Source organism: Streptomyces telluris, from assembly GCF_024519335.1.
Lineage (GTDB): Bacteria > Actinomycetota > Actinomycetes > Streptomycetales > Streptomycetaceae > Streptomyces > Streptomyces telluris.
The window spans coordinates 25,644-41,430 of record NZ_JANIID010000041.1; the positions used below are offsets into that span (position 1 = coordinate 25,644).

Here is a 15,787-nt window from a genome sequence, read left to right on the forward strand (position 1 = left end):
GAAGGGGGGAGGGGACGCCGTTGAGAGGCAGAGCACTCGGCGACGGCCCGCTGTGGGAACTACCCGCCGGAGGCGGATGGCCCGGGCCGGAGGCGGCCGTGCTGCTGCTCCCCGGATTGGGCGGTGACGTCGGCGACTTCTCGCTCTGGCCGCATCATCTCGCACCGAAGCTACGGCCCTTGACGGCCCGGTACCCGGGCCGCGGGACCGCCACAGGAGAGGAGCCGGCAGCCGGACCGGGACCCGGCCTCGTCGGCTTCGCCGCCGAACTCGCCGACAACGTGCTCCTTCACACGACGGAGCCTTTGCTGATCCTCGGGCACAGCCTGGGGGCGCTGCTCGGGTACGAGGTCGCCTGGCACCTCCAGCAACGCCGTCGCCCGGCCCTCGCCCTGCATGTGTGCGCCGCCTTCTCACCCTCCGAATACGCGAGTTTCGATCTCAACAGCAGTTCCATGACGGACGGTTCTCTGGTCGCTCTCACCGAAAGGCTGGCCATCCCGCTGCCCGGCCGGACGGACACGCCTGAGCGAGGCGCCATGCTGCGAGCCGTCCGCGCCGACCTCGCCCTGATCGACACCTACACGTACGGCCCGCACCCCAGGCCTTTGGCCTACCCCATCACCGTATGGTCGGCCCGCGACGACGCCATCATCCCCGCGGCCTCGGCCCGGCGATGGCAACCGATGACCCACCACACCCTCACCCACCACACGCTCCCCGTGCCCCACCACTGCGTCAGCTCCCCTCAGGCCATCGGCCCCATCACCGGCGCACTGCGCGAGAGTCTGTAGCGGCCTCCTGGGACGCACCGCGGGGAACCGGCCACTGCCACCACATTCCAGTCACTGCCCTGACATGGTGTTTTACAGTGGCTTCCGTCAGATCTGGCGACAGGACCTGTGAGGTATTCGCGAACATGTCGACTGAAACCTTTGAGTTTCAGGTAGAGGCCCGTCAGCTGCTGCAGCTGATGATCCACTCGGTTTACTCGAACAAAGATGTCTTCTTGCGGGAGCTCGTCTCCAACGCCTCCGACGCGCTCGACAAGCTGCGCCTCGAGAAGCTGTGGGACGACTCGCTCGACGCCGACGTGTCCGATCTGCACATCGACATCGACGTCGACGCGGACGCCCGCACCCTCACGGTGCAGGACAACGGCATCGGCATGTCGTACGACGAGGTCGGGCGGCTCATCGGCACGATCGCCAACTCGGGCACCGCCAAGTTCCTCCAGGAGCTTCAGGAGGCCAAGGACGCGGCCGGAGCGGAGGGGCTCATCGGCCAGTTCGGCGTCGGGTTCTACGCAGGCTTCATGGTGGCGGACGAGGTCACCCTGGTGACCCGGCGCGCCGGCGAGAGCCGGGGCACCCGCTGGACGTCGCGCGGCGAGGGCACGTACACGCTGGATACGGTCGACGACGCGCCGCAGGGCACCTCGGTCACGCTTCACCTCAAGCCGGCCGACCCGGAGAACCAGCTCCACGACTACACCTCCCCGTGGAAGATCAGGGAGATCATCAAGCGGTACTCGGACTTCATCACCTGGCCCATCCGGATGGTGGTGCCCGCAGGCCCCGACGGCTCCGCCACAGCCGGCGAGAGCGACGAGACGCCCGGAGCCGACGCGCCCGAAGCCGAAACGCTCAACTCCATGAAGGCGCTGTGGGCCCGCCCGCGCGGCGAGGTGACCGACGACGAGTACCACGAGCTCTACAAGCACATCGGCCACGACTGGCGCGACCCGCTGGAGACGATCCGGCTCCAGGCGGAGGGCACCTTCGAGTACCAGGCCCTGCTGTTCCTCCCCGCCCACGCACCCCATGACCTCTTCGCGCGGGACTCCAAGCGCGGCGTGCAGCTGTACGTCAAGCGCGTGTTCATCATGGACGACTGCGAGGCGCTGCTGCCGCCGTACCTCCGCTTCGTCAAGGGCGTCGTCGATGCGGCGGACCTCTCGCTCAACGTGTCCCGCGAGATCCTCCAGCAGGACCGTCACATCGAGATGATGCGGCGACGGCTGACGAAGAAGGTCCTGTCCACGGTCAAGGAAATGATGACCAAGGACCAGGACCGCTACGCCACGTTCTGGCGGGAGTTCGGCACGGTCCTGAAGGAGGGACTGGTCACCGACCCGGAGAACCGCGACGTCCTCCTCTCCGTCGCGTCGTTCGCGAGCACGCACCACGACACCGAGCCGACCACGCTCAAGCAGTACGTGGAGCGGATGAAGGACGGGCAGGAGGACATCTACTACCTGGCCGGCGAGTCCCGGCAGAGCATCGAGAACTCCCCGCACATGGAGGCGTTCCGGGACCGGGGCATCGAGGTGCTGCTGCTCACCGATGCCGTCGACGAGGTGTGGGCCGACGCCGTCGGCGAGTACGAGGGCAAGAAGCTGCGCTCCGTCGCCAAGGGCCGGATCGACCTCGACGCCCAGGACGAGGACGGCTCCGACGACGAGCGGGAGAAGCAGACCGAGGAGTACGCCGGGCTGCTCGGCTGGATGAAGGAGCAGCTGGACGGGGACGTCAAGGAGGTGCGCCTGTCCTCCCGCCTCACCGTCTCCCCCGCCTGCGTCGTCTCCGACGCGCACGACCTGACCCCGGCGCTGGAGAACATGTACCGCGCGATGGGCCAGGAGGTGCCCAGCGCCAAGCGGATCCTGGAGCTCAACCCGGACCACCGGCTGGTGAAGGGCCTCAACCAGGCGTACAACGAGCGCGAGGACCGCGCGGCGCTCGCCGAGACCGCCGAGCTCCTGCACGGCCTGGCGGTGCTCGCCGAGGGCGGTCAGCCGAAGGAGCCGGCCCGGTTCGTCAAGCTGATGGCGGACCGTCTGGAGCGGGCGCTGTAAACCGGCTGCGCCAAGTGTCGGCGGCCTGCCCCGGGATGTGACGGGCAGGCCGCAGGCAGCCGGGCTGCCGGTGGTGAGGCCGCCGGCGGCCAGGTTCTGACCCGCGGTCCGGCCGGATCAGTCCGGGGGATAGTCGTGATAGTGCCCCCAGCCGAGAACGTCCTGCTCGGGCGGCGTCTTATAGGCGTCGTCCTTCTTCTCCTCCCGTGCCTTTGCGGCCTCGGCCGCGCTGTCCCGCTGCTCGCGTTTGTCTTCGGCGGCATGCGTCTCTTTTTTGTGCTTCCTCAGCCAGGACATGACCCCCAACCCCCATCTCTCTCGTCCTTTCAGCCCTCGTTCTCAGGCTCACACGCATGTGCGGGCAGCGCATCCCGCCCTCCTGCACCCACCGCCCGGTGCCCACTGTGACCCTTGCTCTACAGGGCGTACCGGATGCCGGTGAGGTTCTCTGAGGTCTCCCACAGGCGCCGGGCGACGTCGAGGTCCTGGGCTGCCCGGTCGGGCTGGACGGTGGTGGGGTGGCCGCGGAGTTCGCCGCGGCTGTCGGGGCCGATGAACCGGCCGCCTTGGACGCCGGGCGCGGTGGCGGCGTAGAGCTGGTTCCAGGCGCCCTTCTCGACGGGCTGGGCGAGGAGCGGGTTGGCGATTTTGGCGAAGGCGAAGCGGAGCGCTCCGGTCGGGCCGCTGGACTGGAGGTTGGTGCTGGAGTATCCGGGGTGGGTGAGGATGCTGCGGACGGTGGAGCCGGTGGCGCGCAGCCGGCGGTCGAGTTCCAGGCCGAAGAGGGTGTTGGCGAGCTTGGACTGGGAGTAGTAGGTGCGCGGGGAGTAGCCGTGTTCGCCGGTGAGGTCGTCGAAGAAGATCTTGCCGCCCCGGTGCTCGACCGAGCTGATGGTGACGATGCGGGTGTCGCGGCCCTGGGCGGCGGACTTCTCCAGGCTGCCCAGCAGCAGGCCGGTGAGGGCGAAGTGGCCCAGGTGGTTCGTGGCGAACTGCAGCTCGTGGCCCTGGCGGGTGAGGGTGCGCGGGGGCCACATGATGCCGGCGTTGTTGACCAGCAGGTCCATGGGCAGGCCGTCGTCGGAGATCTTCCGGGCGAAGGCGTGGACGGAGTCGAGGTCGGCCAGGTCGAGGAGGCGCAGCTCGACGCTCGCGGTCGGCTGCTCGGCGAGGATCCGGGTGACGGCTTCGGCGCCGCGGGTGCGGCTGCGGGCGGTCATGACGACGTGGGCGCCGTGGCGGGCGAGCTCGCGGGCGGTCTGGAAACCGAGGCCGCTGTTGGCGCCGGTGACGAGGGAGGTGCGGCCGGTCTGGTCGGGGATCCGGGCGCTGGTCCACTTGGACATGGGGTTGATTCCTTGGCTTCGGGAGCGGGAGGCGGCTGCAGGCCGCCCGGGGTGTGGGTCGCCGGTCGGCCACCTGCGGGGGCTCCGGCACTGATCCCACCGTCACCCGGATGCCCGCTGCTATCCACGGCGCGGTTATCGTCGGACCAGCAGACCGTGGATAACGGCGTGTAACCGGTCAAGACTGGAGAAGCCAGCACGCAAGGCGCCCTCGCCTCGTGCCGCTACGAAGGGTTACCTCCATGTCTGCTTCCTCGCCCACCTCGACCACCTCGACCTCCTCAACCCTTTCGACCTCATCGGCCTTCGCTCCCGCCACGTCGCTGCGCGCGGTTCAGATCTCCGAGCCCGGGGCCGCACCCCGGCTGGTAGAGGTCGCTGCCGCCGAGCCCGGCCCCGGCGCCGTGCGGATCACGGTCGAGGCGTGCGGAGTGTGCCACTCCGACCTTCTTGTCGGGGCTGGCGTCCTGCCGGGTACGTCCTTCCCCGTCACACCTGGTCACGAGATCGCCGGCCACATCGACGCCCTCGGGGAGGGCGTGGAGGGCCGGCAGGTCGGCGACCGGGTCGCCGTCGGCTGGTACGGCGGAAGCTGCGGCCGCTGCGACGCCTGCCGCGACGGCGACGCGATCCTGTGCCGGCAGCTCGCCGTCCCCGGCGCCGCCTACCCGGGCGGCTACGCCGACTCGATCGTCGTCCCCGCCATGGCCCTGGCCGCGATCCCGGACGAGCTGACCGCGGTCGAGGCCGCCCCGCTGGCCTGCGCGGGCGTCACCGTCTTCAACGCGCTGCGCCGCTCGGCCGCCCGCCCCGGGGACACCGTCGCCGTCCTGGGCCTGGGCGGGCTCGGTCACCTGGGCGTTCAGTTCGCCCGTGCCATGGGCTTCCGTACCATCGCCATCGCCCGCGGCCAGGAGAAGAAGGAGCTCGCGCACCGGCTCGGCGCCGCCCACTACATCGACAGCACCGAAGGCGACGTCGCCGGGCGGCTCCGGGCGCTCGGCGCGGCCAAGGTGGTCCTGGCCACCGTCACCGACGCCGGCGCCATGTCCGCCACCGTCGACGGCCTGGGACGGCGCGGCGAGCTGATCATCGTCGGTGTCTCTCCCGACCGGCTCCAGCTCAGCGGCCTGCAGCTGTTGAACGGCGACCGCAGGGTCTACGCGCACTCCTCCGGCGCCGCCCTCGACACCCAGGACACCCTCCGCTTCGCCGCGCAGACCGGCGTACGCGCCTGGACCGAGGAGATGCGGCTGGAGGACACCGCCGCCGCCGTCGAGCGGATGAGCAGCGGCAAGGCCCGCTTCCGCATGGTCCTCACCACCGGCCACTGACACCCTCCCCGTACGACGGAGCACGTCTCATGACCGACCGCACCGAACTCGGCCGTTTCCTGCGAGCCCGTCGCGAAGCCCTGCGACCGGCCGACGTCGGTCTCGTGCCCGGCGGCCGCCGCCGCACCCCCGGGCTGCGGCGGGAGGAGGTGGCGATGCTGGCGAACATCTCCACCGACTACTACGAGCGCCTCGAACAGGCTCGTGGCGTCAGCCCCTCCGAATCGCTGCTCGCCTCCCTCGCCCGGTCCCTGCGCCTGTCCACCGACGAACGCGACCACCTCTACGCGGTCGCCGGCTACCAGCCCCCGCAGGGCCCGGCCACCGACGGCTACGCCGACCCCGGCCTGATGCACATCCTGGACGCGCTCAAGGACACCCCGGCTCAGATCGTCGACGAGCTCGGCACCGTCGTCCTGCAGAATCCGATGGCCGCCGCCCTGCTCGGCCCGCTGGTGGGGCTGCCCGGGCGCGAGGGCAACGGCGCCTGGGCCTGGTTCACCCGGCCCGAGGTGCGCGGCATCTACCCCGAGGAGGAGCGCGAGGCGGTCGGCCGCCTCCTCGTTGCCGACCTGCGCTCGGCGGTCTTCCGGCACGGCCACCACCCCGCAGGGCAGGCCCTCGTCGGCGAACTCCTCAAGGCCAGCACGGAATTCGCGGCCCTGTGGGAGCTGGGCGAGGTCGCCACCGTGCGTTCCTGCCGCAAGGCGCTCCTCCACCCGCGGGCAGGACGCCTGGACCTCCAGTGCGACGTCGTCCTCAGCCCGAACACCGGCAACCGCCTCTTCCTCTACCGGCCCCAGCCCGGCACGGACGCCGCCGAACGCCTGGCCTTCCTCCACGTCTTGGGCAACCAGTCCTTCACCGCCTGAACAGAGCGGCGCGCGGGCACCGGGTCTCCGGCGTCTCCGGGGCGTCTCCGGTGTTTCCGGCGCAGATCACGGGGTGGACACCTTGTGGACGGTGGTGTCTTCGGGATCCAGTCGCCGCCCGTCCTCAGACAGCACTTCCAGTGCACGGAGGCGATGTCCCTGCCGGCGGTCGACCAACTCCGAGTGCGGTTCGCCGGGGGCGAAGAAATTCTGCTCGCCCCACTGCCGCAGTGCCACGATGACGGGGAAGAGCGCCTTGCCCTTCGGAGTCAGTACGTACTCGCGGTAGGCGCTGCCGTCCGAGGCGGGTACGGATTCGAGGACGCCACCGGCGACCAGCGTGCGCAGACGCGCGGTGAGGATGTTCTTCGCCACGCCGAGGCTGCGCTGGAACTCCCCGAAGCGCCGGCTTCCGTCAAAGGCGTCCCGCACGATCAGCAGGGACCACCAGTCGCCGATCGCGTCCACCGACCGGGCGACAGGGCATTCGCTGTCGTCGAAGCGCGTCCTGGTCACCATGGCGTCCCTCTCGCTCTCATAGTGGTTGCAACATGCTACCAAGGCGGGCTACCGTCACCGCCATTGGTAGCAAGATGAAACCAGATGTGCGGAGGAGTGCTGATGCCCGGCAACTGTGAGGCTCTGACACGACCGGCCGAGGCCCGAAGCGGGGAAGGTTCCGCGTTCGTCCTGTCTCGTCGCGTCGTCATACTGTTCGCCGTCGCCTGCGGGGCGGCGGTGGCCAACGTCTACTTCTCCCAGCCACTCCTGGTGACCATGGGCCACGACCTCGCCATGAGCCCGGCGCTCGTCGGCAGCGTGGTCACCCTCACGCATGTCGGATACGGGCTGGGGCTGTTCCTCCTCGTGCCGCTGGGCGACATCGCCGATCGCAGGCGGCTCATCGTGGCCCAGTTACTGCTCCTGGTGACGGCACTGACCGTGGTGGCCGCTGCCCACACGGCGGCGATCCTCCTCGCGGGCATGGCCGCGACGGGGCTGTTCGCGGTCGTCACGCAGACGCTGGTGGCCTTCGCGGCATCACTGGCCCCTCCCGCCGGGCGCGGTCGGGTCGTCGGCCTGGTCACCAGCGGCGTGGTCACCGGCATCCTGCTCGCCCGCACCGCATCCGGCATCATGGCCGATCTCGCCGGCTGGCGCTCCGTCTACCTCTCCTCGGCGGCGCTCACCGCGCTGCTCGCCCTGGTCCTGTACCGAGTACTGCCGCGCCCCAGCGACGCTCCGCCGACGACCCTGCGCTACGGACAGCTCCTGCGCTCCACGATCACCCTGTTCGCACAGGAACGGCTGCTACGGCTCCGGGCCCTGTTCGGTCTGCTGATCTTCGCCGCCTTCAGCACCCTGTGGAGCAGCATCGCACTGCCGCTCAGCGAGGCCCCGTACTTCCTGCCTCACAGTGCGATCGGGGCGCTGGGGCTCATCGGTGTCGTCGGCGCCCTGGCCGCAACCGTGGCGGGCCGCCTGAACGACCGCGGACTCTCCCGGCGGACCACCGGCATCGCCCTGGCGCTGCTGGCCGCCTCGTGGCTGCCGTTGGCCTTCACCCGCAGCTCGCTCTGGGCCCTGGTCGTAGGGGTGGTCCTCCTCGACCTCGCCGTGCAGGCGGTCCACGTCACCAACCAGACCCTGATCTACGCGTTGCACCCGGATGCGGGCAGCCGACTGATCGGCGGATACATGGTCTTCTACTCAATCGGCAGCGCCACCGGCGCCCTCGCCGCGACGTCTCTGTACACGGCGGCCGGCTGGGGCGCCGTATGCGCACTGGGCGCCGGGTTCAGCTGCCTGGGGCTCGGGCTGTGGGCGTTCACTGGACACATTGCCCCTGACTCTGCCGCCACGGCCTCTCGAAGCGAAGTCTGAGCGACTGTTCCGTCAGCCGCCTGTGTCCGCCTGGGCGGTGCTACTGAGCCGTGGGGGTCGGGGGCTCGGCGCGGGGGGGAGTTCGGTGAGCGGTTGCCAGGCCGGGGTCGGCAGACCGAGCTTCTCCCGGGCGGTGTGCACGGCGGCGAGCTGGGACGCTGCCTCGGCTCCCCAGTCGAAGAGCTGGGCGGCTTGCTCGGGTGCGGCCAGGAGCCGCGCGTACATCTGGCCGGTGGCCTCATCAAGTGTGGGAGGTTCCCAACCGGCGATCGCGGCCGCGTACCGGGCCCGGGCGCAGCGCCGGTTGCCGGTGTCGTCGTCGAGGTAACCGAGGTAGAACGGCTCGCTGAGGCGCACCCGGGCCTCTTCCCACGCCTCGCGGCGGGCGAGGCCGAGTTCCTCATGGACCTCGCGTGTGATGGCCGCCGACGGCGCTTCGTCGGCGTCGACGGCGCCGCCCGGCAGCAGGCACACCGGTCGGTAGGTGACGTCCTCGAGGAGCACGCGGCCACGGCCGTCCGTGAAAAGGGCCGATACGCCGCTCCACAGCAGGCCGCGGCTCGCCAAGTACTGGGCATCGGTCATTCTGCGCGGCATCGGGCCACTGTCCTCCTCTCTCTCCTCGGAGTCGTGCTCGTGCAGCGCCATGGACGACATCCTTCCGGTTCGGTGACGGTGATTCCGATTCACCTCTATTCCTCTCCCGGCACAGCCCCTGCCTGGTAGGCGGTGGCCTGGAGGGTGAACATCTGCCGGTACTCGCCGGGTTCGCCGTCGGCGGTGGTGTGGTTCATCAGGTCCTGGTGGGTGCCGGATTCGATGATGTGCCCGTCGCGGAAGACGTAGATGGCGTCGCAGCCGGTGACGCTGCTGAGACGGTGGGAGATCAGGATGGTGATGCGGTCCGGTCGGCGTCGGCCGTGCAGGACGGCCTCGTAGACGGCGTGTTCGGCGCGGGCGTCCATGTTGGCCGTCGGCTCGTCCAGCACCAGGACGGCGGCGTCCTGGTACAGGCCCCGGGCCACGGCCACCTTGGCCCAGTTCCCGCCGGACAGTTCCTGGCCGTTCTTGAAGCGCTTGGACAGCGGGGTGGCCCACTGCTGCGGCAGGTCGGCGATGACGCGGTCCGCGCCGGACTCGGTCACCGCCGCAAGAGCCCGCTGCGGGTCGGCTTCGGTGATGGTCCCCGCGCCGATCGTGACATTGGCCAGCGCCGACAGCGGCCACGCGACCGGATCCTGGAGCACCATGGCGACCCGGGCCTGGATGCTCTCGGCATCCACCTCCCGCACCTCCACGCCGTCCCAGGAGATGCTGCCCCCGCTCGGCGTGTACAGCCCTGCCAGGAGCTTGGCCATCGTCGACTTGCCCGACCCGTTCGCCCCGACGAACGCCACCGTGGAGCCCGCCGCCAGCGTCATCGACACCCCGCGCAGCGCGTCCCGTCCGGTCTCGGGATAGGCGTAGCGAACGCCCGTGACGGTAATGGTCTTCACCCGGTCGGCAAGGCGCCGGCCCGTACGGTGCGGCTGCAGGGCACGGCAGCGCTCCAGATGCCGCTCAAGATCGTCGATCCACAAGGCGTGCTCGTACATCTGGTGCATCGCCAGCACGACGCTCACCAGCGTCCCCCGGCTGGAGCGGATCGCCAGAAACGCCCCGCCACCCGCCGCCAACGGCAGCCAGCCCGTCGCCGTCATCCACCCCAGCACCCCGTACGTCGCCCCTACGGCCAGGCCACCCACCGCACGCCCCCACAGCGAGACGTTCGCCTCCTGCCGCCCCAGACGCGCATCCTCCTCCTCGATCCGGCGGGCGAAACGCTCGTGTTCCTCCAGCAACGCCTGCTGCGCCGTGGAGGCCCGTACCTCCGGGGCCGACTCGCGGTCGAGAAGGATCCAGGTGAACAGACGGATACGGCGTTGAAGCGTGCTGTAACGGCTGTGAGAGAGGAACTGCGCCCGCGCCGAGCGCACCGCCGCGTACCCCTGAGGAACCACGGAGAGCACCAGAAGGGGGAGCAACGCAGGGTGCAGGACGGCCAGAACGCCGGCCGCCCCGGTCAGGCCGAGTACGGCGTGCGCGAGCTGGATCAGCTGCGGCACGGCCTCGCGCATGTAGTACAGCCCGCGATCGTTGGCCTTGTGCGCCTCGTCAGCAAAGGCAGCATCGTCCACCGCTTCCAGGCGCACATGGCAGTTCAGCCGCAAGAACTCCTGCTCCACCGCGCGCCGGACCTTCGGGGTGAGCGCGGCCTGTCCGCGGGCTACACCGAAGTCGAGCAGCCCCTGCGCCGCCATCAAGCCGGCGACGAGCGCGAGTGAGGGAAGGGCGTGGTGGATGCGCTCGGAGGTCGCCCCCTGGGCGAAAAGCGCCGACAGCACGCGCACCGAGGCCAGGAGCCCGAAAGCGCTCATCAACGCCGAGGCCAGCTGCAGCACCACGACCATGACGGTGGCCCCCGCATCGGCCCGGTAAGCCAAGCCGAGCACCCTGCGGCTGATCGCCGGAAGCCGGGCGAGAATCCGCCACACACTGGTGCGGGCGGCTTCCCCGTCCCACTGCATCCAGTACGCGCTCTTCAGCTCATCACCGACCTCCCCGCCCTCCGGCGCCGCCGCGGCGCTTTCCGGAGGAAGCGGCAGCAGTGCACCCTGACCCTGGCGGGGACCGGGGATATCCGCCTCATGGTGGTTCTGCGCCCCTTGGCTATCCGCCTCACTCACTGCGTTCCCCTTCCCCCTCACCCTCACCCTCGACAACGAACCCGACTGACGTGGGAAGTTCCCATGGCCGGCGCCGGGGCGTCACCCGTCCGAGCGCGGTCCGCCGCCTGCGGCATCGCTTGATGTCACCGGATCCAGCCAACGTCCGTGTACGGCCAACCGTGCGCTATGCCCTCCAACGCCGCGACCGTGTACTCCACCGTCGGCTCGGGCAGAGCGTGCAAAGGCCACCATCGCCACTCCACGCACCGGTCCGGTTCCATCAGCTGCGGTTCACCGTGCCATCGGTGCACGCGGAAGAACAGCTGCAACCGCGGTACGGCTTCGGCGTCGCCGGCGTCCAGCAGATGCACGGCATGCACGAGCTCGAGGTCGGGCTCGGCGACGGTGATGCCGAGCTCCTCCTCGGCCTCCCGTACGGCACAGGCCCGCGCGCTCTCCCACTCCACATGCCCTGCCGGAACATGCCAGACATTCGCAGCGAACAGCGCGTCGGGCGTCCGTAACCCCAACAGGACGTGTCCCTTGTTCTCGAACACCAGATGCGCGCCGACAATGTTCGGCTGGAACGACATAGGGTCTCCTCTCCTATGACACGGTCGTGCCGCGGCGGCTGCGTGGACGCCTCGACCGGCCGTAAGACGTAAGGCGTAAGCCATAGGGCATAGGCCGTAGGCCATAGGCCGTTCACGGGCCGCTCTCGACGGCGCGGCCGCGAGCGAAGGCGGCCCGGCGGCCGTACCCGTCACTCCGATGGCCGCCACGGCACGTCGAATTCAGCGAAGAGATTGTCAACCGCGCCCGTGCCCCCTGGTCAACCACTGAAAGGACGGAGTTCGAATGTGACGCGTAAGGCGGCATGACGCGCGCAGGGGTCCTCACGAAGCCTCCTTGAGGAGCAGTCGAGGTGGGCGCCCGGAACAACGCTGCTGATCAGAGGCCCGTCACGGGTATGTTCGGGCGAACGTGGGAACAGAAATTCGACGATCGTCCGCGCCTCAGGATGCACCTGGGCTTCGGTGGCGCGGCGACATTTTCGAACCACCCGTGCGGGGCCACTCACCCTTGCGGGGTATTGCGAGGCTCGTGCGCACGAGCGGTTCCGGAGCCTTTACCGCACCGCACCGCACCGTAGCGGGCGAGGCACCCTCGGTGACGTCTCTCGTCAGCTCCCTGCGGTAGGTGTCGTAGGCGATGCGCAGGCCGAACGCGCTCAGCTGGTTCTGCGGGCCGGTGTGGTCCCCGTGGGGGATGCGGTCGAGGGGGCAGTCGTTGCCCCAGCGGAACAGGGTGTCGGCACCGGCTCCGCAGGCGTGCTCCCCACTCATCGGAGGCCGGCAGCCGCAGGCCACGAGCAGCGAGGGCAGTAGGCATGTCCGCAAGCGGCTCGGTCAGGTTCTCGTCTTCCGCGGCCCCTCCCCGCAGTCGAGGGAAGGGCGCGGGCGGAGGGCGGGCCGATCCGGCCGAGTGCGTCGGGCGCCTTGAGACCCTCCTGGAGCCATGGCGCGCCCGCGAGAAGGTGGAGCCGGAGGAGCGGTGGCGCGGCTGCTGGACCGGATCACCGCCCTGGCCGTAGTCGACCAGGCGCGCCAAGTCCCCCGACAGGCGGGACGGGAGCCCGCCCCGACGGATCGTCGGCCCGGGCCCGTCCCGCGATCCGGGCCCGGGCCGGTCAGGGCAGCCCGCGCAGGGTCGTTCTGCGAGCGGCGAGCGGCCCGATTCGAGCAGCATTTCGACTCGTCGATAGCCTGCGTCTTCATGATGCGCGCTTGGATCCTGCCGTTGCTGCTTGTGCTTTGTGGGTCAGTCCTTGCGGCTGGGTTGATCTTCACGGGGAGCCCCGGGGCAGCCACAGCACCCCTGCTGCTGTTCGTGCTGCTCGCAGGCGTGCACTCCCCTCTGGTCTTCCCGAAGTCGATCGGTGCGCTGGAGGCGCAACGCCGCAGCGCGGTCGATGGCCGGCCGGTTGTTTTCTGGCGGTCGGGCTGCAAGTACTGCCTGCGCCTGCGCATTCGGTTGGGCCGTAGCGCCCGCCAGTTGTATTGGGTCGACATCTGGCGTGACCCGGCCGGCGCGGCAGCGGTGAGGGCGGCCAACGACGGCAATGAGACCGTGCCGACCGTCGTCGCGGCCGGCCGGCCGCACGCCAACCCCGATCCTGAATGGGTGCGCGAACAGCTCTCTCCCTCCGAGTGATGGGGAGCGGTTCCAGATCAGGAGAGTCCTCCTTGTGGTTCTACGGGCATGGAGCTCGTCTTCACCGTGGGAGGACTCGGCCCCTTGACGAATCTCCCTTCACCGGAAGATCCTCCGTTCGTCCCCAGCTTCTTGTTCAAATAGCTATAAAACAGGAGAATTACCCATGACTTCACCTGGCATACGCCTGCCCGCAACGATGTCCCGGCGAGGCGTCGGCCGCCTGTTAGGAGCCGCTGCGGCCGCCTCGCTGCTCGGTGGTACGGGGCGGGCCGCCGCCTCCGAATCGGGCGTGGCGGACCTGGTGTTCCACAACGGCGATGTGATCACGATGGACCCGAGGCGGCCGCGAGCGACGGCCGTGGCCGTCCGGGCGGGCAGGATCGTCTACGTGGGCTCGGACTCCGGCGCGCGGGCGCTCGCCGGCAGAGGTGCCGAGACGGTGGACTTGCGCGGCCGGACGCTGACCCCCGGCATCAACGACACCCATCTGCACGCAGCGGTGTACCGGCTGAACCTTCCGCCGTACGCGCTCGACCTCGGCCCGGCCGCAGCGAAGTCCGTCGCCGACATCGTCGCCGCAGTGGCAGCCGAGGTCGGACGCACTCCTGCGGGGGAGTGGATCCGGGGCGCGGGGTGGAACCCCGCCCGGCTGGCCGAGAGCCGGGAGCCGAACCGCGACGACCTCGACCGCGTGTCGCCGGACCACCCGGTCTTCCTCCAGGACAGCGGCTATCACGTCAGCGCGGTCAACTCCCGGGCCCTCGAACTCGCCGGGATCACCGACGTCGGGCCGAACGGAACCAGGAAGCCCGGCGTCGACTACGACGCCAACGGGCGGCCCACCGGCGTCCTGCGCTACGGAGCGCAGGCGCTGGTCCAGTTGCTGCTCCCGCCCCGCACCCGGGAGCAGCGCAAGGAGGCGATCCAGGACGCGCTCACCCGCCTGCGGGCGGAGGGAATCACCAGCTTCACCGACCCGGGCCTCGGGCCCGGCGGTGACGGGCTCGGCGGCGGCACCCAGGGCATCGAGACCCTCAACGCCTACGTGGACCTGGCCCGGGCCGGCACCCTCGACGCGCGGGTGAGCGCGCTGTTCCTGCCCTGCTCCCAGTCCGGCGGATCCGCCGCCGCGGTCGACAAGGCGTTGCGCGAGTTCACGCCGCCGACAGGCGTCGACCCCCGCCGGTTCGCGGTGCGCGGCGTCAAGCTGTTCTCCGACAGCGGCGGCGACCTGCTGGTCGCCGGGAACACGAACGAGGAGCGGGCGGCCGAACTCGCCGAGATGGTCCGTATCGCCCACGCCGCCGGCTACCAGGTGGGGGTGCACTGCTACCGGTGGGTGCCCACCGTCGTGGACGCGTTCACCGCCGCCCTGCGCCGCCACCCGCGGGCCGACGCCCGTCACATCGCGATGCACGGCGCGTTCGTCCCCGAGAGCCTCCTGCCCACGATGGCCAGGTACCGCATCGGCCTCGGGCCGCAGGCGCAAAGCTGGGCCAACGCGATCCACCGGGCGGCGCAGGGACCAGCCGGCGACGCCTTCCTGCCGTGGCGCTCGGCGGTGGACGCCGGTGTGCCGCTCCTCGGCAGTTCGGACGCCCCGGTGAACGCGCCGAACTGGCGCGCAGGTATACAGGCCCTGATGACCCGGCGCGGTACCTGCGGCGACGTGCACGGGCCGGAGCAGCGCCTGACCCTGGAGCAGGCACTGGCCGCCTACACCACGGCCGGTGCCTGGCAGGACTTCGCCGAGAGCTGGAAGGGCTCGGTGAGCGTGGGCAAGGTGGCCGACCTGTGCGTGCTCGGAGACAACCTGCGCACCACGCCCCCGGACGAGATCACCGGTTTGCCCGTGGCCATGACGGTCTTCGACGGCCGGATCGTCCACGAAGCCTGATAGCGGTCGCCGGCCAAGGCTGTCGGCCCAGGCCCGCCGCGGGTGTTGCGGCCCCGGACACCAGCGGCGGGCCCTCAACCCCCGAACGACACGCACTACCGCCTCGCCTTGGACTCACGACCAGTCACATAAGAGGATGTATCCCGTGAATGTGATTTTCTCCCGATGTATCTTCTCTTTTCCGCTGCCCTGAGTAGCCTTTTGGAGGGAGGGCGTCGTCACGTCCCGTTTCCGGCGGCGTGGGGCGGGAGAGGGGGATGGCATGGGGGAGTGCATCGGGTCGAGTGCTGCGGGGGAGCCTGTCGAGGTTCCGCCAGGGGACTTCGCGTCGAGGGCATTCGTCTGGGGAGTCCTGCGGTCCGGCGACTGTGAACAGAGCAACGGGCGCATCGAGTTCCGGACGGACGACTCGGGGACGTGGAGCTGCACGACCCGGACGTTCTCGACGAGCACCGGTGACATCTGGCACGCCCGGTTCACGGTCCGCAATGCCGGAGGGCTGACCCTGTTCGAGACGCCCACGTTCGACAGCCCGGAGATGGACGACGGCAACCCGCCGCCGCTGTACCACTGGTCGCGGGAGTTCATCTACGACTCGTCAGTCTTCAACGAGATCGCCGGAGTCGTGCAGCACTACAGCTGCTGAGCCCAGAGGGTCAGCCCGGGCGTCGG

14 protein-coding genes and 1 pseudogene are annotated in these 15,787 nt (G+C 70.1%); 8 read left to right on the forward strand and 7 right to left on the reverse strand.

Features of this window, described 5'->3' with window-relative positions:
* The first annotated feature begins 98 nt into the window (after positions 1-98).
* Both NQU55_RS31675 and htpG read left to right on the forward strand, forming a co-directional pair.
* Entirely contained in the window at positions 99-794 is a 696-nt protein-coding gene (locus NQU55_RS31675; protein ID WP_256791622.1) for a thioesterase II family protein, read from the forward strand.
* A gap of 125 nt (positions 795-919) precedes the next feature.
* Positions 920-2,857 (forward strand): molecular chaperone HtpG, encoded by a 1,938-nt coding sequence (htpG, locus tag NQU55_RS31680; protein WP_256791599.1) that lies wholly within the window; start codon positions 920-922, stop codon positions 2,855-2,857.
* Between the two features lie 117 nt (positions 2,858-2,974).
* Here htpG and NQU55_RS31685 read toward each other — a convergent pair whose 3' ends face one another.
* Positions 2,975-3,154: a hypothetical protein gene (locus tag NQU55_RS31685; protein WP_256791601.1), complete on the reverse strand. Its 180-nt coding sequence runs from the start codon at positions 3,152-3,154 to the stop codon at positions 2,975-2,977.
* Positions 3,155-3,273: 119 nt separating this feature from the next.
* A complete protein-coding gene (locus tag NQU55_RS31690; RefSeq protein WP_168096748.1) occupies positions 3,274-4,203 on the reverse strand; it encodes an oxidoreductase in 930 nt (309 codons plus the stop codon).
* Between the two features lie 242 nt (positions 4,204-4,445).
* Here NQU55_RS31690 and NQU55_RS31695 point away from each other — a divergent pair, with 242 nt between their 5' ends.
* Together NQU55_RS31695 and NQU55_RS31700 are read left to right on the forward strand one after the other, a co-directional pair.
* Positions 4,446-5,537 carry an alcohol dehydrogenase catalytic domain-containing protein gene (locus NQU55_RS31695; RefSeq protein ID WP_168096749.1) on the forward strand — a complete coding sequence of 364 codons (1,092 nt, stop codon included), beginning with the start codon at positions 4,446-4,448 and terminating at the stop codon, positions 5,535-5,537.
* Between the two features lie 29 nt (positions 5,538-5,566).
* On the forward strand, positions 5,567-6,409 hold the full coding sequence (locus NQU55_RS31700; RefSeq protein ID WP_256791602.1) for a helix-turn-helix transcriptional regulator: 843 nt from the start codon (positions 5,567-5,569) through the stop codon (positions 6,407-6,409).
* 66 nt (positions 6,410-6,475) lie between these two features.
* Here the strand turns inward: NQU55_RS31700 and NQU55_RS31705 are convergent, their stop codons facing one another.
* Entirely contained in the window at positions 6,476-6,928 is a 453-nt protein-coding gene (locus NQU55_RS31705; protein WP_256791603.1) for a winged helix-turn-helix transcriptional regulator, read from the reverse strand.
* Positions 6,929-7,030: 102 nt separating this feature from the next.
* Here NQU55_RS31705 and NQU55_RS31710 point away from each other — a divergent pair, with 102 nt between their 5' ends.
* The gene (locus tag NQU55_RS31710; RefSeq protein WP_256791604.1) at positions 7,031-8,293 is read left to right on the forward strand and encodes an MFS transporter; all 1,263 of its coding nucleotides are present in this window, start codon (positions 7,031-7,033) and stop codon (positions 8,291-8,293) included.
* 12 nt (positions 8,294-8,305) lie between these two features.
* On the opposite strand, the gene NQU55_RS31715 is transcribed toward NQU55_RS31710, so the two are convergent.
* From NQU55_RS31715 to NQU55_RS31730, 4 genes and pseudogenes are all read right to left on the reverse strand, one after another.
* Complete coding sequence (locus NQU55_RS31715; protein WP_240977076.1) at positions 8,306-8,941, reverse strand: NUDIX domain-containing protein; 636 nt, start codon at positions 8,939-8,941, stop codon at positions 8,306-8,308.
* Positions 8,942-8,985: 44 nt separating this feature from the next.
* Positions 8,986-11,040 (reverse strand): ATP-binding cassette domain-containing protein, encoded by a 2,055-nt coding sequence (locus NQU55_RS31720; RefSeq protein ID WP_256791606.1) that lies wholly within the window; start codon positions 11,038-11,040, stop codon positions 8,986-8,988.
* A 104-nt stretch (positions 11,041-11,144) separates the two neighbouring features.
* Positions 11,145-11,594 carry an NUDIX hydrolase gene (locus NQU55_RS31725; protein WP_256791607.1) on the reverse strand — a complete coding sequence of 150 codons (450 nt, stop codon included), beginning with the start codon at positions 11,592-11,594 and terminating at the stop codon, positions 11,145-11,147.
* Positions 11,595-12,170: 576 nt separating this feature from the next.
* Positions 12,171-12,432 (reverse strand): annotated as a pseudogene (locus NQU55_RS31730) (hypothetical protein); the annotation flags it as partial.
* A gap of 345 nt (positions 12,433-12,777) precedes the next feature.
* Between NQU55_RS31730 and NQU55_RS31735 the strand changes: the two are divergent.
* The 3 genes from NQU55_RS31735 (at position 12,778) to NQU55_RS31745 (ending at position 15,761) form a co-directional block, all read left to right on the forward strand.
* Positions 12,778-13,215, forward strand: a complete 438-nt coding sequence (locus NQU55_RS31735) for a glutaredoxin domain-containing protein (RefSeq protein ID WP_168095273.1) — start codon at positions 12,778-12,780, stop codon at positions 13,213-13,215.
* A gap of 166 nt (positions 13,216-13,381) precedes the next feature.
* Complete coding sequence (locus NQU55_RS31740) at positions 13,382-15,115, forward strand: amidohydrolase (protein ID WP_240976817.1); 1,734 nt, start codon at positions 13,382-13,384, stop codon at positions 15,113-15,115.
* Between the two features lie 262 nt (positions 15,116-15,377).
* Complete coding sequence (locus tag NQU55_RS31745; protein WP_168095272.1) at positions 15,378-15,761, forward strand: DUF6294 family protein; 384 nt, start codon at positions 15,378-15,380, stop codon at positions 15,759-15,761.
* Positions 15,762-15,787: the final 26 nt, after the last annotated feature.